Raw genomic sequence first — 19,954 nt, 5'->3', positions numbered from 1 at the left:
TCACCAAATAAAGTGTTAACCATATGTATTTAAAGGTTTATTTATTTGGCATACTTTGTGCTTTATTACCTTTAAGAGTTAACTGCACCGTCAGAGAAAAATTATGAAAATTCAAAACAGCGCTGTATTTCAAGAAATGCAATCAATGGCCTTAGAAGCTGGCCGCAGTAATCAAGCAAATAAGCTGCCTACTCAGGTTCAATCACCTTCAAGCGCACAGTTTGGCGATATGTTAAGTAATGCATTAAATACAGTGCATGAGCTACAACAAGACACAGGCCAAAAAGTAAAAGCAGTTGAAATGGGCGATCGCAGTGTATCGCTTGCCGATGCAATGATTGCTTCGCAAAAATCATCAGTAGCATTTGAAGCAACAGTACAGGTTCGTAATAAACTTGTAGAAGCTTACAAAGAAATCATGAACATGCCTGTTTAACTAGGTAGTGGAGAATTATTGTGGCGCAATCTAATCAATCTACAGACCTTGCACTTGCTGGTGGCACACTCGAGCAAAGCGATGGCGATAGTCAACAAGAGCAAAAATCGGGCTATTTAAGTGCGTTAAATGGTGTTGATGTATTACGCCAAGTTACGCTTGTTATTGCATTAGCGATTTGTTTAGCTATCGCTATTTTTGTGATTATATGGGCTCGCCAGCCAGATATGCGTCCGTTAGGTAAAATGCCTACAGAAGAGCTTATTCAAACGCTTGATTTTTTAGATGCACAAAAAATTGAATACCAACTAGACGGAAATGTCGTATCCGTTGATGAAAGCGAATACCAAAATATTAAACTACTAATGGCACGCGAAGGGCTAGAGCAAGGGCCTACATCGGGTAGCGATATTATTATGCAAGATATGGGCTTTGGTGTAAGCCAACGCTTAGAGCGTGAACGTTTAAAGCATGGCCGAGAGCAACAACTTGCCCGCACTATTGAAGAGCTTAACAATGTAACTCGCGCTAAAGTATTACTAGCTATACCAAAAGAAAACGTTTTTGCACGTAGAGAAAAAAAGCCATCAGCCACAGTGGTACTTACTCTAAAACGCGGCAGAATGCTCGATGGTGAAGAAATTGACTCAGTTGTAGATATGATAGCCTCAGCCGTTCAAGGCTTAGAGCCTGCTCGTGTAACTGTAACCGATCAAAATGGCCGCTTATTAAATTCAGGCTCTCAAAGTTCATTAGCAGCGCGTTCTCGTAAAGAGTACGACCTTGAGCGTAAGCGCGAACAAGAATACTTAGAAAAAATAGATAGCATACTTATTCCGGTTGTCGGTTTAGGTAATTACACCGCTCAAGTTGATTTAAGTATGGACTTTAGCGCTGTAGAAGAAACTCAAAAACGTTATAACCCCGACTTACCCGCTGTACGTAGCGAAACCACATTTGAAGAAAGTAACATAGGTGGTTTAGCTGTGGGTATTCCTGGTGCGCTGACTAATCAGCCTCCGGTTAATTCAAATATTCCTGAGGTCGCAGGGCAAGGCGGAGCAGGTACTGCCACTTCTCCAACACGTAGCCATAAAGAGGCAACGCGTAACTACGAACTCGATACAACTATTTCGCACAAACGCCAACAAACCGGTGTAATACGTAGAATTAGTGTGTCAGTTGCTGTTGATTATTTACCTAAAGTAGGTGAAAACGGCGAGACAACAATGGCTCCTCGCTCGGTTGAGGCATTATCAAATATTCGTCGTTTACTACAAGGCGGTGTTGGCTTTGATATGCAACGAGGTGATGCGCTTGAAGTAGTCACCGTACCGTTTGTAAGAGAAGCAACAGATTTAGATATTGAAGTACCGCTTTGGGAGCAAGACTGGTTTATGAAAATAGCCCGCCTTGTACTTGGTGCCTTAGTTATTATTGTATTAATAATGGCTGTAGTTAAACCTATGCTTAAACGCTTAATTTACCCAGACGATACCCTAGAAGAGTACGACGAAGATGCATTAAGTTCTGGTGTAGATATTGGCGACAGTACGCTAGATATGCTAAATAAAGACTTTGATTCTGCTTCGGTTGGTTTCTCAAGTGATGGTACACTGCAGTTACCAGATTTACATGGCGATGAAGACTTACTTAAAGCAATTCGTGCCCTTGTCGCTAACGAACCAGAACTATCATCACAAGTAGTGAAAGCGTGGTTAACAGAAGATGACTGATCAAGAACAAAAACAACTCCCGCCAGCGTTTGATGTTGATAAGCTAGACGGTGTAGATAAAGCCGCCATATTACTTTTGAGTTTATCAGAAGAAGATGCCGCGCAAATACTTAAACACTTAGAGCCAAAGCAAGTGCAAAAAGTGGGTATGGCCATGGCTGCGTTAGATGATTTATCGCAGGCTAAAATAAGTGCCGTACATAATTTGTTTATTGAACAAATTCAAAGCTTTAGTACTATAGGTTTTCAGTCTGAAGACTTTATTAAAAAAGCGCTTACAGCCGCTCTTGGTGAAGATAAAGCCGCGAGTCTTATTGACCAAATTGTTATGGGCTCAGGGGCTAAAGGTTTAGATTCATTAAAATGGATGGACTCTAAACAGGTAGCTAACATTATTCGTAATGAGCATCCGCAAATTCAAACTATTGTACTGTCGTACTTAGAGCCTGAGCAGTCCGCTGAAATTATTGCGCAATTTCCTGAAAAAGTGCGTCTTGATTTAACTATGCGTATTGCCAACCTTGAAGAAGTACAGCCTGCTGCTCTACAAGAGCTTAACGAAATTATGGAAAAACAATTTGCCGGCCAAGCAGGTGCGCAAGCAGCTAAAATGGGTGGCTTGAAGGCTGCGGCAGATATTATGAACTACCTAGATACAAACGTAGAAGGGCAGTTAATGGACTCTATTCGTGAGCATGACGAAGAAATGTCGCAACAAATTCAAGATCTTATGTTTGTGTTCGAAAACTTAATGGACGTTGAAGACCGCGGTATTCAAGCAATATTACGTGAAGTTCAGCAAGATGTATTAATGAAAGCCATTAAGGGCACAGATGATGCACTGAAAGATAAAATACTTGGCAATATGTCTAAGCGTGCAGCCGAAATGCTTGCTGATGATTTAGAGGCAATGGCACCTGTGCGTATAAGTGAAGTAGAAGCTGCACAAAAAGAGATTTTATCAACTGCGCGCAGGTTATCTGACTCAGGTGAAATTCAGCTTGGTGGCGGTGGTGGTGAGGAGTTCTTGTAAACCATGAGCAAACTCAAAGGCCGTACACTTCGCGCTGATGAAGCCGATGAATTATTAAAAAACTGGGCTATTCCTGATGTAGCCCCCGATGAAAGTAGTTTTGGCAACCGCTCTACTGCTTATGGCACACCGCTTAGTGAGCTTTATAAAAAAGAGCTTGAAGAGGAAATGCCCGCTGATGAACCCCAAGAACCAGAACTACCTTCATTAACTATGGTTGAGCTTGAGCGTATTAGACAAGACGCTTATGAGGAAGGACTTAAACAAGGTCATGAGCAAGGTTACATAGATGGCTTTGAAAAAGGTGTGGGTGAAGGCAAAGAAGCTGGCTACAAAGAAGGCGTTGAGCTTGGCAAAACACAAGGCCATGAAGAAGTTAAACCGCTAGTTGAAGAGCAATTAACGAGTTTAAAAAGTATTTTAGAGAGCTTAACAACACCACTCAATAAAGTAGATGAACAAGCAGAAAAACAATTAGTACAGTTAGCGAGTATGTTAGCCGAAGCTGTTATTTATCAAGAAGTAAAAACATCGCCCGATGTTATTTTACATACCTTAAAGCAAAGCATTGATTCACTTAATGCTGAGCAAGAAAAAGTACGCATACATTTACACCCAGACGACCTAGCTCTTATAAAAGAGAGCTACGGCGAGCAAACTATTGCTGATAATAATTGGCAGCTAGTTGCAGAGCCAACACTTGAACGCGGTGGCTGTGAGGTAAAAACAGCACAATCGTCACTCGACATGACCCTAAAAACGCGTGTCAAAGAAACGTTGGATAGTTTTTTGCATAACAGTGGTATCTAATTTCATTTTTGGCGTGTTATGTCACAGCAACGTGTACCTTTAAGCGAACGCTTATTTCAATACCAACAACATATTAAAACCCCAGCGCCGGCTGTGGCCGGTATTTTAACGCGAGTGGTAGGCCTTACTTTAGAAGCTAAAGGCTTGCGTGCACCTGTTGGTAGCCAATGCAAAATTGAAACAATGCACGGCTTTGTTGATGCTGAAATTGTTGGTTTTAATGATCAAACACTTTATTTAATGCCAAATGATCATATTTCGGGCGTGTTACCTGGCGCAAGGGTCATTCCTCAAGTAAACGACACTGGTTTACCGGTGGGAATGAGTTTACTTGGTCGCGTAGTTGATGGTTTAGGCCGTCCTCTTGATGGGCTGGGTAAAATAAATGCCGAACATCACTTAAAGTTTGCTCAAAACACAATAAACCCCCTCTCAAGAAGACCAATCAGTAAACCTATGGATGTAGGTGTGCGTGCTATTAACTCCGTAATTACAGTAGGGCAAGGACAGCGTATGGGCTTGTTTGCAGGCTCAGGTGTTGGTAAGTCGGTACTATTAGGAATGATGACCCGAGGCAGCGAAGCCGATGTAATTGTTGTTGGTTTAGTAGGTGAACGTGGCCGAGAAGTAAAAGAATTTATTGAAGAAATACTAGGTGTTGAAGGACGTAAACGCTCAGTTGTTGTTGCAGCCCCTGCTGATGCTTCACCCCTTATGCGCTTAAAAGGCTGTGAAAGTGCGGTTACCATTGCTGAATACTTTAGGGATCAAGGGTTAAACGTATTGTTGTTACTTGATTCGGTAACGCGTTATGCCATGGCGCAACGCGAAATAGCGCTTGCTGTAGGTGAGCCACCTGCAACGAAGGGTTATCCGCCTTCTGTATTTGCAAAGCTTCCTGCATTGGTTGAGCGTGCTGGAAATGGGGGGGAAGGACAAGGCTCTATTACCGCCTTTTTTACTGTACTGAGTGAAGGCGATGATATGCAAGACCCAATTGCCGATGCTGCCCGTGCTATTTTAGATGGACATATTGTGCTTTCTCGGGATTTAGCCGACAGCGGACATTACCCCGCAATAGATATCGAAAAGTCGATTTCGCGTGTTATGCCGCAAGTTGTATCTGAACCTCATATGCAGCAAGCTCGCGTGTTAAAGCAAGTGTATTCAATGTATCAGCAAAACAAAGATATGATCACTCTTGGCGCCTACCAAAAAGGGACCGACCAAATGCTTGATCAAGCTATAAATATGATGCCAAGAGTAAATGCATTTTTACAACAAGGCATGCGAGATGTAATTAGTTACGACGATGGCTTACAGGGCCTTGCGCAGTTATTAGGACAAGCATAATGGCTAAAAATAAACTCGATTTATTGCTAAAACTAGAAAATGACAAAGAAGAAAGTTTGCGAATGAATTACTTACAAGCAAATCAAAACTTGCAAGCAAACCAACAAAAGCTTCAAGGGCTAAACAACTTTAGGTTGGAGTATTCACAGCAATTACACTTAAAAGGAAAATCGGGTTTATCGAGTGCCGGATTTGGTCAGTATCATGCGTTTATAGCTAAAATTGAAGAGGCTATTCGTCAGCAAGCAAGTACAGTAAATACAGCAAAGCAAGTTGTTACCCAGCGAAAAGCACTGTGGTTAAAGCAACAAATTAAGGCAAAAGCAGTGGCTAAATTAATCGAAAAGCAAAAGCTTAAAGCCAGTGCTTTAATAGCAAAAAATGAGCAAAAGATGTTAGATGAGTTTTCAGCTAACCAATTTTTTCAACGTCGTAAAGTTTTATAAGTTAGGCACGTTAATTGCTTTATTACTTAGTGGTATTTAACTTTTGGCAATATGCGGTGGTGTATTGCCGTAATAGTATTAGGTGATTTATGGCGATGAATGATATTTCTTTTTTGGCTACTACTGAACAAGACGCTTTATTAGCTTTTAAAGACAGTAACTTGGCAAAAAGTGACAAAGACTCAGGTGCTGAATTTTTAAGCCAACTCCATAACGCTAACAATTCTATTGAGCCTGAAAAAAAAGGCAATGCTAAAACTCCGACTGACGCTGAAAACTCTATTGCCGTTCCTAAACACAAACAGCCACAAGAAAGTGAAGCTCAAAATGAAGAGCAAAACATAGAGTTGGGTGAGGAAGACACTGATACAGTATTTGTATCTGGAGATAGCATGCTTGCGCAGATTAGCTCTGCACAAAGTATGAGTACATCCGTTACCAAACCTGCTGATACGTTAAGCAATACCGAGTTAAAAAATCCTTCACAGTTTTCTGCTAATACAGGCGCTAAAGTGCTTAGTGAAGACGTTAAAGCAGCTTTACTGGTTGCTAAAGAAGGTGATGAGTCATCTTCAATACAAAATACAATTTCTGCTAATACCGATACTAAAACGGCTCAATCAACTGACTCAAAAAATGATAACGAAAACTCTTTGTTACTCAATGATAATAAGCATTTAAAAAGTTCTGTAGCGCAAGCTATAGAAGGACAGTTTTTAGATAATAAAAAGCCTGAGGATAGCGTAGGCCCAATTATAAATAAGCCTGAATTAACACCGATGGCTGCTGAGAAGCAAATAGTGCAAGATAAGGCTGTGGCTCAAAGCGATAAAAATATAGCGTCTCCTTCACTAGTAACAAATTCAGTTTCTGTTTCACAGTCGCAAATGCCAGTAGATTCAACAAAAGCAACAACATCAGAATCAGCGGTAAACCAATCAACTAAATTAGCTTCTGAGAATGGACAAAGTACAGCGTTAACTAACTTTTTAACTAAAGAGATGGGATCAACTACTGCTGATAAAGTGATTGCTAGTTTAACCCCTGAGCAGCGCTTGCAACTTAATACGCAAGCTCAAGCAATTACAAGTTCTGATACGGGTAATGTAAGTAATACTTCAAGTTTAAAACAGATGCTTGCGCAATTTATTACAGATAATGAACAAACTCAAAATACAACCGTAAAGCAAAGTATAAGCTCAGAAATAAATACGCTTAATACAAGCGAAAAACAAACATTGTTAACAAAATTAAACGCATACATTAAAACGGAGCAACCCCAAGGCGAGCAGTTAAAAGCCCTTAAGCAAACGGTTAGTGAACTTGAAGCGTCAATTGAAATAAAGTTAGTTGATAGTGCTAAAACCAAGCCAAGCACAATTGTTGCCGGTGAAACCCCAAATACGGTAAATACAGTTGCTCAAGCCAGCTCAAAATCTGTGAATAAAGCGGATGCCGAAATAAGTAAAATTACAGTGTCAAACGATGATGATTTAGCTAAGCAATTGGAGCCACTTTCCAAAGAAGGGCTTAAAAGTACAACAGCGGAGCAAAGCTCACCCCGTGTAGCACAAATATTTACTCAACTTACAGCTGCGTTTAATACCGTGCAAGCTAATAGTACCGGCTTATATGAAGGGCTTAACTATGAGCAAGGGCTTGCAGATACACAGCTTTTGCAAAGCCAACAATTACAAAGCGCGGCACAAGTAAAGCAAGTAAGTATTGACCCAGAGGTCATGCAGGCAATAAACATTGTAAAAAGTGATGCGGCTAAACTTTTGCAAGAGCGAGTAAGCTCTATGCTCAGCATTAATAATAAAGAGGCTGAAATACGCCTAGATCCATCTGAAATGGGCAGTATGCAAATACGGATTAGAAGTGATGCAGAACAAGCTCAAATTAACTTTGTAGTGCAAAACCAACAAGCCAAAGAAGCGCTTGAGCAGTCAATGCCACGCCTACGTGAGATGTTAGCTCAGCAGGGATTAGAGCTTGGCGAAAGTACAATTTCTTATGGGCAATCGGGCAGTGAAAACCCAGAGCAAAGTGATGGCGATACTCAAGCGGGTTTAGCTAATAACGAATCGGTAAATGGTGAAAATGAAGAGCAAGCAAACAGTGCTTCACAAAGTTCTCGACAACAAAGTTCATCATCAATAGATTACTATGCCTAAGTACTGCTATTATAATAACTAAAACAAGCAAGTACCTTTACAAATAAAGGAATCATAATGGCTGAAGAAGCAAGTTTAGAAATAGAAGAAACCGGTAAAAGTAAAAAGAAGCTAATAATCATAATAGTGGCTGTTTTATTGATTGCGGGTGGCGTTGGTGGTTACTTTTTTATGTCGGGTTCTGATGCGCCTGTTGAAACACTCGATGAAGAAACGGCTATGTCTGAAGAGGCTCCAGAGGCTTCTGGTTCGTCAGCTCAAATGGGGAGTGCTTTGTACGTTGCCATGCCGAGACCTTTTGTATTTAACGTACCAGGTTCAAGCCGCGATAGAATTGTTCAAATTAAAGTGCAGTTATTGGTCCGTGGTGAAGTAAACGAAGAGACAGCCAAAAAGCATATTCCACTTATTGAAGGTACCTTGTTAAGCGTGTTTTCTACTACAACTGCAGATGAGCTAAGCACTAGTGCAGGCAAAGAAACACTTCGTTTTTCAGCGCTTGAAAAAGTACAAACAGCTTTAAATGATGTTGAAGGCAGTAAAGTAATTGAGCGGGTATTATTTACCGGCTTTGTGATGCAATAAGGGGTTAGTGTGAGCGATTTATTATCCCAAGACGAAATTGATGCGCTATTACATGGTGTTGATGACGTTGAAGAGGAAGATATACACGAAGGTGAAGACGGCGGAGGAAGTACGCTTCAGTACGACTTTTCTTCGCAAGATCGGATCGTGCGTGGTCGCATGCCGACACTGGAAATTGTTAATGAGCGTTTTGCTCGTCACATGCGAATTAGCCTATTTAACATGATGCGCCGCACCGCTGAGGTGTCGATTAACGGCGTTCAAATGATTAAGTTTGGCGAATATATCCATACTCTATTTGTTCCAACTAGCTTAAACATGGTGCGTTTTAGACCATTAAAAGGCACAGGCCTTATTACCATGGAAGCACGACTTGTGTTTATTTTGGTAGATAACTTTTTTGGTGGTGATGGACGTTATCATGCAAAAATAGAAGGTCGAGAATTTACTCCAACCGAGCGCAGAATAGTGCAAATGCTGCTTAAAATAATTTTTGAAGATTATAAAGAAGCTTGGGCACCGGTTATGGACGTGTCGTTTGAATACCTCGACTCAGAGGTAAACCCTGCAATGGCCAATATTGTAAGCCCAACAGAAGTTGTGGTTATTAGCTCTTTTCATATTGAGCTTGATGGCGGCGGTGGCGACTTTCATATTGCACTTCCTTATTCAATGCTTGAGCCTATTAGAGAATTACTTGACGCCGGTGTGCAATCAGATACTGAAGACACCGACCTACGTTGGAGTAAAGCGCTTCGCGATGAGATTATGGATGTTGAAGTTGATATGTCGACTCAGCTTCTTGAAGTCGATCTTTCTCTTAAGCAAATTATGGAGCTTAAAGCGGGTGACATTATACCGGTAGAAATGCCGGAGCATATTACGGTATTTGTTGAAGAGCTTCCTACCTTTAGGGCCAAAATGGGCCGCTCTCGCGATAATGTTGCGCTACAAATTAGTGAAAAAATTAAACGACCTGATTCAGTTAAATCTGAGCTGCATGTATTTACCAAAGGCGGCAAGAAAATTGACTCAGATGCAGAATTAGCAGAACTAGAAGATGATTTACACCTTTCTGACGGTGTAGACTTAGACTGGTAATTGATTTAAAAGGTTAAAAGTATGAGCGATGATCAAGATACAATGGACGAATGGGCAGCAGCACTAGCTGAGGCTGAGGGTACTGATGAAGGTGGCGAAGCGCAAGTAGCCGAACTTGATGAATTAAGTGATTCTAAACACGAAATGAGTGGCGAAGAAAAACGCAAACTCGATACTATATTAGATATACCTGTCACTATTTCTATGGAAGTCGGGCGCTCTAAAATTAATATTCGTAATTTACTTCAGCTAAACCAAGGCTCTGTTGTAGAGCTTGACCGTGTTGCTGGTGAGCCGTTAGATGTATTAGTTAATGGTACGCTCATTGCGCATGGTGAAGTCGTTGTAGTAAACGATAAGTTTGGTATTCGCTTAACTGATGTTATTAGCCAAGTAGAGCGGATCAAAAAGCTACGATGAACACGCTAGTAGCTTTAACTAATTCGGTTTTTACAAAAGCAGATGCGGTAACACCTACCGGAGATATTCTCTCTATGGTGTTGTCGTTAATAATGGTGCTAGTGCTGATTATAGTACTGGCATTTTTTGTTAAAAAGCTTAACCCTAATTTAGCAAATAGTGATGAGTTTAAAGTAGTGCGAAGCTTACCACTGGGCTCTCGTGAGCGCTTAATGGTTGTTGAGATAGATAACGCACAGCATTTATTAGGTGTAACTCCGCACAGTATTAATTATTTGCATAAGCTAGAAACCCCATTAAGTGAAAAAGAATTACCAGAGCTTGCAAAGCGATTTGGTAAGCTTTTAAACACGCAATCAAACCAAAATAAAAAGAATTAAACCTATGACAAAGTGGCTGCTTATTATTTTTGCCATGGTGTTTGTACCAAATGTAAGCGCAGAGGGAATTGATGCGCTGACCATTACAACAAATGCCGACGGTACTCAGGATTACTCGGTAACATTACAAGTTTTAGCCATTATGACGGCGCTGAGTTTTATACCAGCAGCCATCATTATGATGACCTCTTTTACCCGTATTATTGTTGTACTTGCTATTTTGCGCCAAGCAATTGGTTTGCAGCAAACGCCATCAAACCAAGTGCTACTAGGTATGTCGTTATTTTTAAGTATTTTTATAATGTCGCCGATTTATCAGCAAGTGAATGAGCGAGCCATTGAGCCTTACTTAAACGAGCAGGTTACCTCGGTACAAGCGCTAGAACTTGCAAAAGAACCAATGAAAGCATTTATGCTCTCGCAGGTGCGCCTAAAAGACTTAGAAACATTTGCCAAAATAGCGGGTTACGATCAGTTAGATTCGCCAGAAGATACACCACTAATTGTGCTTATACCCGCTTTTGTAACCAGCGAGCTGCAAACTGCTTTTATAATTGGGTTTATGTTTTTCATCCCATTTTTAATAGTAGATTTGGTCGTGGCTTCGGTTCTTATGGCGATGGGTATGATGATGCTATCGCCAATGATTGTATCTTTACCATTTAAAATAATGTTATTTGTATTGGTTGATGGTTGGAGCTTAGTAATGGGCACTTTAGCTAAAAGTTTTGGCTTAGGGACTTAAAATGCAAAGTTTAGCTGTAATACAAAAATAGGAGTACAACATGGAACCGGAAATTTTTGTTGATATTCTAAGTGACGCATTATTTTTAGTGATTAAATTGGTGTCTGCAATCGTTGTCCCTGGTTTGATTGTGGGTTTAGTGGTTGCTGTATTTCAAGCTGCAACTTCCATAAACGAACAAACACTAAGCTTTTTACCTCGCCTATTAATAACAATTAGTGCACTTATAGTTGGAGGCCATTGGCTAACGCAGGAGCTAATGGACTTTTTTACGCGCTTAGTTTTGCTTATTCCTGAAATTGCAGGTTAACTGTGGAATATCCATTTGCCGTTATCATTCAGTGGTTAAGCGACTTTTTATTGCCGTTAGTGCGTATAAGCTCGATGATCATGATAATGGCGGGCTTAGGTGCTAAAAATGTACCTACTCGAATTAAAATGGGCTTAGCGGTTGTTGTTACATTTTTAGTAGTACCCGTATTACCGCCCGCTACATTTACTAACCTATTTTCGTTTGAAATGATTTTGGTGGTTATTCAGCAAATGTTGATAGGTGTTGCTATTGGCTTTGCATCAACCCTTTTATTAAATACGTTTGTTTTAGCAGGTCAAATACTCGCAATGCAAACCGGTTTAGGTTTTGCTTCTGTAATCGACCCCTCAAATGGTGCAAGCGTACCGGCAGTTGGTCAGTTCTTTCTGATTTTAGCCACTCTCTTATTTTTTGTTTTTAATGGCCATTTAATGATGATTCAAATGGTGGTGCATAGTTTTCAGGTGTTGCCAATTGATGGTAATTGGTGGTCTGTTGATCATTATTGGGACATAGTTACGTGGGGCGGGTGGATGTTTACAACTGCTTTAGTGCTGTCTCTTGCGCCATTAACTGCGATGCTCGTTATTAACATGTCGTTTGGTATTATGACGCGTGCAGCCCCTCAATTGAATATTTTCTCTATTGGTTTCCCGTTTACCTTGGTGGCTGGGCTTATTATTATTTGGGCTACGCTGGGCAATTTTGTGACTCAATTTGAGTTTCAATGGCTTAAAATGGTTGAGCTAATGTGTACTTTAGTTGGCTGTTCGCCCTAGGAGGAAATAATGGCAGAAGATTCCGGGCAAGAAAAAACAGAAGAACCCACATCCAAAAAATTGGATGAGTCTAAAAAGAAAGGCCAAATAGCCCGCTCAAAAGAGTTAGGGACTATGTTTGTACTCATATTTTCAGCTATTTCTTTATTAATGTATGGGCCTGAAATTGGTAAAGGTTTATACAACGTAATGGGCCGAACCCTAAGTTTAAACCGAAATGAAGCATTTGATACGACAAAAATGTTTGCCGTGTGGGGTGAAGTTGCTGATGCCTTAATGTTCCCAATGGCAATGTTTGTATTAATTATCGTACTTGCTGCATTTATTGGTAATACCTTACTAGGAGGCTTTAACTTTAGCTGGGAAGCTGCCACACCTAAAGCAAGTAAAATGTCGCCGATGAAAGGCTTTAAACGTATGTTTGGCCCTCAAGCGGGTGTAGAACTTGTTAAATCGTTATTAAAGTTTGGCTTAGTGGCTACTATTGCTGTTTTTTTAATTAATACTTATTTTGATGAAATACTTCATTTAAGTTTAGAAAGTGCGCCCGGTAATATAATCCACGCGCTAGAAATCTTAGGATGGATGTTTTTAGGTCTTTCATGCACTTTAATTGTGATTGCAGCGATAGATGCGCCATTTCAAAGTTATAACCATAACAAACAACTTAAAATGACCATGCAAGAGGTCAAAGACGAGTATAAAAACTCTGAAGGTGATCCACAAATTAAAGCGCGTATTAGACAAACGCAAAGGCAAATGTCGCAAAATAGAATGATGCAAGATGTCCCAGATGCCGATGTTATTGTTACTAACCCTACGCATTATTCTGTAGCGTTAAAATACGATACAGAGCGTGCAGGCGCACCTATTGTACTTGCCAAAGGCGCAGATGAAATGGCAATGCAAATTCGTAAAGTTGCAATAGGTAACGAAGTTCCTATTGTGGAGTCGCCAATGCTAACCCGTGCGCTTTATCATACCGCTGAGGTAGGCGATCAAATACCCGATCAATTATTTACCGCTGTTGCGCAAGTTTTGGCGTATGTATTTCAGCTTAAACGCTTTAATAAAGGACGTGGTAAACGTCCTGTTCCACTTAATAAAAAACTCCCAATTCCAGATGCTTACAAGTATTAGTCGTTAAGATCATAACTTGGAATAGTTATTGCAATTTCAGCGTAGTGTCAATTTTTTGAAATTGTAGATTTATGGATTTTAAAGCGGTATTACAACAACTTAATAAAGATAAAAAAGAGTACGCCAAAGGCGTAGGAACACCATTGTTGGTGTTAGCTGCGCTTGGTATGGTTATTTTACCGCTCCCACCTTTTCTTCTCGATATACTCTTTTCGTTCAATATAGCACTTGCGTTAGTTGTTCTGCTTGTGACTGTTTATACAATGAAGCCCGTTGAGTTTGGTATGTTTCCGGCCGTGTTACTTATTGCAACCATAATGCGACTCGCCCTAAACGTTGCCAGTACACGTGTAGTATTACTTGAAGGGCATAATGGTGGTGACTCTGCTGGTAAAGTAATTGAGGCTTTTGGCTCGGTAGTTATTGGCGGAAATTACGCCGTTGGTTTAGTGGTTTTTTTAATTCTGATTATTATTAACTTTGTGGTAATTACCAAAGGTGCAGGGCGAATATCTGAAGTGTCAGCACGTTTTACCCTTGATGCTATGCCGGGTAAGCAAATGGCTATAGATGCAGACTTAAATGCTGGTTTTATTAGTGCTGAGCAAGCGCGAGATCGCCGTGAAGAAGTTACTCGCGAAGCTGATTTTTATGGTTCTATGGATGGTGCTAGTAAATTTGTTAAAGGCGATGCAATCGCAGGTATTGTTATATTAGTTATCAATATTGTTGGTGGTTTATTTGTAGGTATGATCCAACACAATATGAGTTTTGGCAATGCGATGGAAGTGTATACATTACTTACTATTGGTGATGGCCTAGTTGCTCAGCTTCCTTCTTTACTGCTTTCAATTGGCACCGCAATTGTTGTAACGCGTCAAAATGAATCGCTTAATATGGGCGACCAATTTAAGAAGCAACTAGGCAACGAAAAGTCATTATTTATTGCATCAGGTATTTTAATTGTAATGGGGCTTGTACCCGGTATGCCTCACTTAGCCTTTTTGAGCCTAGGTGGTTTATTAGGTTATGTAGCGTATTACACACAACAAAGTAAATTAAAAGCAGCCGCTTTAGAGGCTGAAGCAGCAGCTAATGGAAATAATCCAGCAACAGGCGTTGCTAATAAGCAAGAGCAAAAAGAGCTTGGTTGGGATGACGTTCAACAAATTGACGTTATAGGCCTAGAAGTAGGTTACAGATTAATACCACTGGTTGATCAGTCACAAGGTGGCGAGCTACTAAATCGTATTAAAGGCGTGCGTAAAAAGCTTTCTCAAGAGCTTGGGTTTTTAGTGCCACCTGTACATATTCGCGATAATCTGGAGCTAGATCCAAATGCTTACAGAATCACGTTGATGGGTGTATCTACCGGCGAAAGTGAGCTTAAGCATGGTGACGAACTTGCTATAAATCCAGGTCAAGTATTTGGGCCAATTAAAGGTGTTGACACAAAAGACCCTGCATTTGGACTTGATGCTGTTTGGATTAAGCCCGATCAAAAAGATGAAGCTCAATCTCTTGGTTACACCGTTGTTGATTCAGCCACCGTTGTTGCGACGCATATAAGCCAATTACTTACAAATAGTGCTGCATTATTACTAGGACACGAAGAGGTTCAAAACCTACTTGATATGCTTGCTAAAAGCCACCCTCGCTTAGTTGAAGGGCTAGTGCCAGATGTATTGCCATTGACTGTAATTGTAAAAGTACTGCAAAATTTACTAAACGAAGGTGTCGCTATTCGCGATATGCGCTCAATTGTACAAACCCTTGTTGAATATGGCCCGCGAAGCCAAGACCCCGATGTTTTAACGGCTGCAGTGCGCATTTCACTGCGTAGATTGATTGTTCAAGACGCTGTGGGTATGTCGTCAGAAATCCCTGTCATAACCTTGGCGCCTGAGTTGGAACAGATGTTGCATCAGTCACTGCAAAATGCAGGCGACGAAGGTGCCGGTATAGAGCCAGGACTTGCAGAGCGACTTCAAGTGTCATTAACCGAAGCGCATCAAAACCAAGAAATGGCTGGCGAACCTTCGATATTGCTAACGTCAGGAATGTTACGCACTGTGTTATCTCGTTTTGTTAAGTACACAATACCTGGTTTAAGGGTGATGTCTTATCAAGAGGTACCAGATGAAAGACAGATCAAGATTGTAAGCTCGGTAGGCCAACAATAAGATTTTAACAGGGGTTAAACCATGAAAATTAAACGTTTTTTCGCTAAAGATATGCGCACAGCACTTAAAGAAGTTAAAGATGAGTTAGGTGTTGATGCGGTTATTATGTCAAATAAGAAGCTTGCTAACGGTGTTGAAATTGTAGCAGCGGTTGATTATGACAAGGCAGCCCCTAAAGTAGCTTCGCAGCCTCAAGCAGCTCAAAACACACGTGCTCAAGCCCCACAACAAAGTATGCATAATTTTGTAAAACCAGAGCCTCAGCGTGCTAAACCAGAGCCTCAAGCAAAAGTTGCAGACAGCTTACAAGCGTTATTAGAGCGCCAGTCTCCACGTCCTCGTTCTCCAGAGCTTGCTTCAATGTTTTCACAATCGGGTATTGATACTACCGACAACTACCAAGAGCCTGTCGCTAAAGCGCGTCCTACCAATAATATGTTTTCACGTGATGATGTAGCCCCGCAGCGTCCGCATACGCAAGCTGATAGCTTAGGTTTTGACGACTTAGACCGTGATTTTGATGATTTAGAAGCGCCTGTAAATTCTCGCCCACAAACTAAAAATAATGAAAGCGAAGAAATGACAAATATGCGTGAGGAAATGAATGCAATTCGTCAATTACTTGAACATCAAGTATCGAGTTTAATGCAACAAGATATGGCGCGTCGCGATCCAACACGTGCGTGTATGGTTGACCGTTTAGTCGGTATGGGTATAGATAAAGAAGTCGCTCAGCAAATGGCTTGTTTTGTGCCTGACGATGTATCTCGCCAACAAGGTTGGAAAGCATTATTAACTATGGTCGAAGATCAAATGCAAACAACTAACAACGAGATACTTCGCCAAGGTGGTGTTTATGCGTTAGTTGGCCCAACAGGCGTAGGTAAAACAACAACGGTTGCTAAACTTGCAGCGTTAGGCGCTCAAAAATATGGTGCTGATAAAGTCGCATTAATCACAACTGATACTTACAGAATTGGTGCTTATGAGCAGCTTGCCACATACGGACGAATCATTGGTTGTGGAGTTAAACAAGTAAAAGATGCTAATGAATTAGCTGAAGTTTTATATCATTTACGTAATAAGCGTCTAGTATTAATTGATACAGCAGGTATGAGCCAGCGAGACTTGCGTTTAACTGAGCAGTTAAATACATTGATGCGTAATCAACGCGTTGATATTCGTAGTTATTTAGTACTAAGTGCAACAGCACAAATTAATGTACTACAAGAAACCGTACGTCACTTTAAAAAAGTACAGTTAAGTGGTTGTATTTTCACCAAGTTAGACGAGTCTTTAAGTTTGGGTGAGATTATTAGTATTGCGATTCAAAATCGCCTTCCAATAGGGTATCTTACTAACGGGCAACGAGTACCAGAAGATATTCGAGTTGCAAATGCTGAGAAACTAGTTAAAAAGGCTGAGCAATTGTATTTAAAAAGAACAAAAGCACAACATTCAAGGCACCAAGCAGTGGCGCCAAGCACAGTAGGGATGTATGATTAACACAGTATTAGATCAAGCAAGCGGCCTGCGCAAAATGAGTCAAAACAATAACAACGGCGTAAAAGTTATCGCTGTAACTGGTGGTAAAGGTGGAGTAGGGAAAACAAATGTTTCTCTAAATACTGCTATTGCATTAGGGCAGCAAGGTAATCGAGTATTAGTGCTTGATGCCGACTTAGGCTTAGCAAATTGTGATGTGATGCTTGGTTTGCGCGTAGAGCGCAACTTGTCACATGTTTTATCTGGCGAATGTGAGCTGGATGAAATTTTAGTTGAAGGCCCTGCAGGAATAAAAATTGTACCTGCTACGTCGGGTTCGCAAAGTATGGTCGAACTGTCGCCTTCAGAGCATGCCGGCTTAATTCGTGCCTTTAGTGAACTCAACACTGAATTTGATATTTTAATTGTAGATACTGCCGCCGGTATTTCTGACATGGTGCTGAGTTTTTCTCGCGCTGCACAAGATGTCATGGTTGTTGTTTGTGATGAGCCAACATCAATAACTGATGCATATGCATTAATTAAAGTATTAAGCCGTGAGCATGGTGTTTATAAATTTAAAATTGTTGCAAATATGGTCCGCAGTATGCGAGAAGGCCAAGAGTTATTTGCAAAGTTATCTAAAGTAACCGATCGTTTTTTAGATATTTCAATGGAGCTTGTTGCCACCGTTCCATATGATGAAAATATGCGTAAATCAACGCGTCGTCAAAAAGTAATTGTAGAACTCTTTCCGAATTCGCCAGCAGCCCTTGCATTTAAAACGCTGGCAACAAAAGCAGTTAAATGGCCAATACCAAACCAACCATCTGGGCATTTAGAGTTTTTCATTGAAAAACTAGTAAACGGCTAATTATGACAACATTGGTGAATAGAGCTATGGGATATCAAACAACACAAAACTTAAATGTGATTGTTGAAAAGCATGCATCGCTTGTAAAAAAAGTGGCATGCCATCTAATTGCTAGATTACCGCCAAGTGTTCAACTTGATGATTTAATTCAATCAGGAATGATAGGTTTAATTGAAGCTTCAAAAAACTTTGATGCAACCAAAGGCGCAAGTTTTGAAACCTTCGCAGGTATAAGAATACGTGGAGCTATGCTCGATGAAATGCGCCGTGGTGATTGGGCCCCTCGCTCAGTACACCGTAAAAGTAGACAAGTAGCTGAGGCCATCACGGAGCTTGAAAGCAGCTTAAATCGTGAACCATCAGATACTGAAGTTGCTGAAAAACTTGAAATTTCGTTAAATGAGTACCATCATATTTTAAATGATGTTAACGCAAGTAAAGTATTAGGTATTGAGGATCTTGGAGTTGATGAAGATGTTATCACTCCGGTAGGGCAAGATTTATCACTAGACAAACCTTTTAATAATGTTAAAAATGAACGGTTTAATGAGTCTTTGCTTAGTGCAATTAAGTCATTACCAGAGCGTGATGCAATGGTACTTTCTTTGTACTATAACGATGAAATGAATTTAAAAGAAATAGGACATATACTCGATGTAAGTGAATCGCGTGTAAGTCAAATACATGGTCAGGCGATGATTAAGCTTAAAGCTAAAATCAATGACTGGATAAATTAGTAGTAAGTAAACTAAGGTTAAAACCTCACTGGAGGATGTTTTGGATAAAAACATGAAAATTCTTGTTGTTGATGATTTTTCAACGATGAGACGTATTATTAAAAATCTGTTACGTGACTTAGGCTTCACTAACGTTCAAGAAGCTGATGACGGTTCTACAGCTTTGCCTATGTTACAAAATCAAGTATTTGATTTTGTGGTTACAGATTGGAACATGCCGGGAATGCAAGGTATTGACCTTTTAAGAGCGATTCGTGCAGATGATAAGCTAAAGCATATCCCTGTACTAATGGTGACAGCTGAAGCTAAAAAAGAACAAATAATTGCAGCAGCTCAAGCTGGTGTTAATGGTTATATTGTTAAGCCTTTTACGGCTGGAACATTAAAAACTAAATTAGAAAAAGTATTTGAACGTTTAGGTTAATGATGGGGGAGAGGCTTATGTCAGCACCTGCTGCGCCTCAAATAACTTTAGAACAAGCTCGACAACTCGTCGTTTTTTTAGAAAACGGTGAGCAAGAGAAAGCCAATCAGTTAATTTTAGAAACCGCTTCACAAGAGCAATCTGAATTATTTGCTGAAGTTGGAAAGTTAACCCGTCAATTGCACGAAGCGCTTAAAAGCTTTGAACTTGATACACGTTTAACTGACTTAACTACTGACGCTATTCCTGATGCTAAAAAGCGGCTTAATTATGTTATGGAAATGACAGAAAATGCAGCTAATAAAACAATGGATGCCGTTGAAGCAAGTTTGCCTATTGCTCAGCAATTAGCAGATGAAATATCTCATATTAAACCGACTTGGGATCGCTTAATGAGTCGCGAAATTGAGTTAGGTGAGTTTAAGACGCTGTGTCATAGCATCGATAAGTTTATGAACAACTCTCATCATAAAACCGATGAGTTACAGAGCTTAATGACCAACGTGTTAATGGCTCAAGACTATCAGGATCTAACCGGACAGGTCATTCGTCGTGTTATAGAACTTGTAAGAGAAGTTGAAGAGAGCTTACTCCATCTTTTAACAGCCTTTGCTGCACAAGATGACAGCACAGCTGAAATAATAGAACAACAAAAAACAGAAGAACCAGTTGCCACACAAACTTTAGCAGGTCCTGAAGGCCCTATTATTGATAAAGATTCACGTAATGATGTTGTATCTGATCAAGATGAAGTCGATGATCTTTTATCAAGTTTGGGCTTCTAAGAGGAGAGTAAC

General features: G+C 40.4%; 21 protein-coding genes. All 21 read left to right on the top strand.

The window, feature by feature from the left end; all coding sequences use genetic code 11:
• The first annotated feature begins 103 nt into the window (after positions 1-103).
• The 21 genes from fliE (at position 104) to CWC11_RS02715 (ending at position 19,942) form a co-directional block, all read left to right on the top strand.
• A complete protein-coding gene (fliE, locus tag CWC11_RS02815; protein ID WP_058548558.1) occupies positions 104-436 on the top strand; it encodes a flagellar hook-basal body complex protein FliE in 333 nt (110 codons plus the stop codon).
• A 20-nt stretch (positions 437-456) separates the two neighbouring features.
• Complete coding sequence (gene fliF, locus CWC11_RS02810; protein ID WP_058548557.1) at positions 457-2,172, top strand: flagellar basal-body MS-ring/collar protein FliF; 1,716 nt, start codon at positions 457-459, stop codon at positions 2,170-2,172.
• Entirely contained in the window at positions 2,165-3,205 is a 1,041-nt protein-coding gene (fliG, locus tag CWC11_RS02805; RefSeq protein ID WP_058548556.1) for a flagellar motor switch protein FliG, read from the top strand. The genes fliF and fliG overlap by 8 nt, the downstream gene beginning before the upstream one ends.
• A gap of 3 nt (positions 3,206-3,208) precedes the next feature.
• Positions 3,209-4,015 (top strand): flagellar assembly protein FliH, encoded by an 807-nt coding sequence (gene fliH, locus CWC11_RS02800; protein WP_104643112.1) that lies wholly within the window; start codon positions 3,209-3,211, stop codon positions 4,013-4,015.
• Between the two features lie 18 nt (positions 4,016-4,033).
• Positions 4,034-5,368: a flagellar protein export ATPase FliI gene (fliI, locus tag CWC11_RS02795; protein ID WP_138681466.1), complete on the top strand. Its 1,335-nt coding sequence runs from the start codon at positions 4,034-4,036 to the stop codon at positions 5,366-5,368.
• On the top strand, positions 5,368-5,814 hold the full coding sequence (gene fliJ / locus CWC11_RS02790; RefSeq protein WP_138681465.1) for a flagellar export protein FliJ: 447 nt from the start codon (positions 5,368-5,370) through the stop codon (positions 5,812-5,814). The genes fliI and fliJ overlap by 1 nt, the downstream gene beginning before the upstream one ends.
• An 89-nt stretch (positions 5,815-5,903) precedes the next feature.
• On the top strand, positions 5,904-7,991 hold the full coding sequence (locus CWC11_RS02785) for a flagellar hook-length control protein FliK (protein WP_138681464.1): 2,088 nt from the start codon (positions 5,904-5,906) through the stop codon (positions 7,989-7,991).
• Positions 7,992-8,048: 57 nt separating this feature from the next.
• Positions 8,049-8,576: a flagellar basal body-associated protein FliL gene (fliL, locus tag CWC11_RS02780; protein WP_138681463.1), complete on the top strand. Its 528-nt coding sequence runs from the start codon at positions 8,049-8,051 to the stop codon at positions 8,574-8,576.
• Between the two features lie 9 nt (positions 8,577-8,585).
• Positions 8,586-9,677, top strand: coding sequence for a flagellar motor switch protein FliM (gene fliM / locus CWC11_RS02775; protein WP_058548550.1), 1,092 nt, complete (start codon positions 8,586-8,588; stop codon positions 9,675-9,677).
• A gap of 21 nt (positions 9,678-9,698) precedes the next feature.
• Positions 9,699-10,097, top strand: coding sequence for a flagellar motor switch protein FliN (gene fliN, locus CWC11_RS02770; RefSeq protein ID WP_058548549.1), 399 nt, complete (start codon positions 9,699-9,701; stop codon positions 10,095-10,097).
• Positions 10,094-10,477, top strand: a complete 384-nt coding sequence (gene fliO / locus CWC11_RS02765; RefSeq protein WP_058548548.1) for a flagellar biosynthetic protein FliO — start codon at positions 10,094-10,096, stop codon at positions 10,475-10,477. Before fliN ends, fliO begins: the two co-directional genes overlap by 4 nt.
• Positions 10,478-10,481: 4 nt before the next feature.
• Positions 10,482-11,222, top strand: coding sequence for a flagellar type III secretion system pore protein FliP (fliP, locus tag CWC11_RS02760; protein WP_058548547.1), 741 nt, complete (start codon positions 10,482-10,484; stop codon positions 11,220-11,222).
• A 40-nt stretch (positions 11,223-11,262) separates the two neighbouring features.
• On the top strand, positions 11,263-11,532 hold the full coding sequence (gene fliQ, locus CWC11_RS02755) for a flagellar biosynthesis protein FliQ (RefSeq protein ID WP_058548546.1): 270 nt from the start codon (positions 11,263-11,265) through the stop codon (positions 11,530-11,532).
• A gap of 2 nt (positions 11,533-11,534) precedes the next feature.
• On the top strand, positions 11,535-12,314 hold the full coding sequence (fliR, locus tag CWC11_RS02750) for a flagellar biosynthetic protein FliR (RefSeq protein WP_058548545.1): 780 nt from the start codon (positions 11,535-11,537) through the stop codon (positions 12,312-12,314).
• 9 nt (positions 12,315-12,323) lie between these two features.
• Positions 12,324-13,454 carry a flagellar biosynthesis protein FlhB gene (gene flhB, locus CWC11_RS02745; protein ID WP_138681462.1) on the top strand — a complete coding sequence of 377 codons (1,131 nt, stop codon included), beginning with the start codon at positions 12,324-12,326 and terminating at the stop codon, positions 13,452-13,454.
• 71 nt (positions 13,455-13,525) lie between these two features.
• Positions 13,526-15,637 (top strand): flagellar biosynthesis protein FlhA, encoded by a 2,112-nt coding sequence (flhA, locus tag CWC11_RS02740; protein WP_138681461.1) that lies wholly within the window; start codon positions 13,526-13,528, stop codon positions 15,635-15,637.
• A gap of 21 nt (positions 15,638-15,658) precedes the next feature.
• Positions 15,659-17,143 carry a flagellar biosynthesis GTPase FlhF gene (gene flhF / locus CWC11_RS02735; protein WP_138681460.1) on the top strand — a complete coding sequence of 495 codons (1,485 nt, stop codon included), beginning with the start codon at positions 15,659-15,661 and terminating at the stop codon, positions 17,141-17,143.
• Entirely contained in the window at positions 17,136-17,996 is an 861-nt protein-coding gene (locus CWC11_RS02730) for a MinD/ParA family ATP-binding protein (protein WP_104643107.1), read from the top strand. Before flhF ends, CWC11_RS02730 begins: the two co-directional genes overlap by 8 nt.
• A 26-nt stretch (positions 17,997-18,022) precedes the next feature.
• Entirely contained in the window at positions 18,023-18,733 is a 711-nt protein-coding gene (locus CWC11_RS02725) for an RNA polymerase sigma factor FliA (protein ID WP_058548734.1), read from the top strand.
• Between the two features lie 40 nt (positions 18,734-18,773).
• A complete protein-coding gene (gene cheY, locus CWC11_RS02720) occupies positions 18,774-19,157 on the top strand; it encodes a chemotaxis response regulator CheY (protein ID WP_008132609.1) in 384 nt (127 codons plus the stop codon).
• A 17-nt stretch (positions 19,158-19,174) separates the two neighbouring features.
• Entirely contained in the window at positions 19,175-19,942 is a 768-nt protein-coding gene (locus tag CWC11_RS02715; protein ID WP_058548733.1) for a protein phosphatase CheZ, read from the top strand.
• Positions 19,943-19,954 lie beyond the last annotated feature (12 nt).

It is taken from the genome of Pseudoalteromonas sp. S3178, from assembly GCF_005886985.1.
In the GTDB taxonomy this organism is placed as follows: Bacteria; Pseudomonadota; Gammaproteobacteria; order Enterobacterales; family Alteromonadaceae; genus Pseudoalteromonas; species Pseudoalteromonas carrageenovora.
This window is presented reverse-complemented; position numbering and strand designations above follow the sequence as displayed.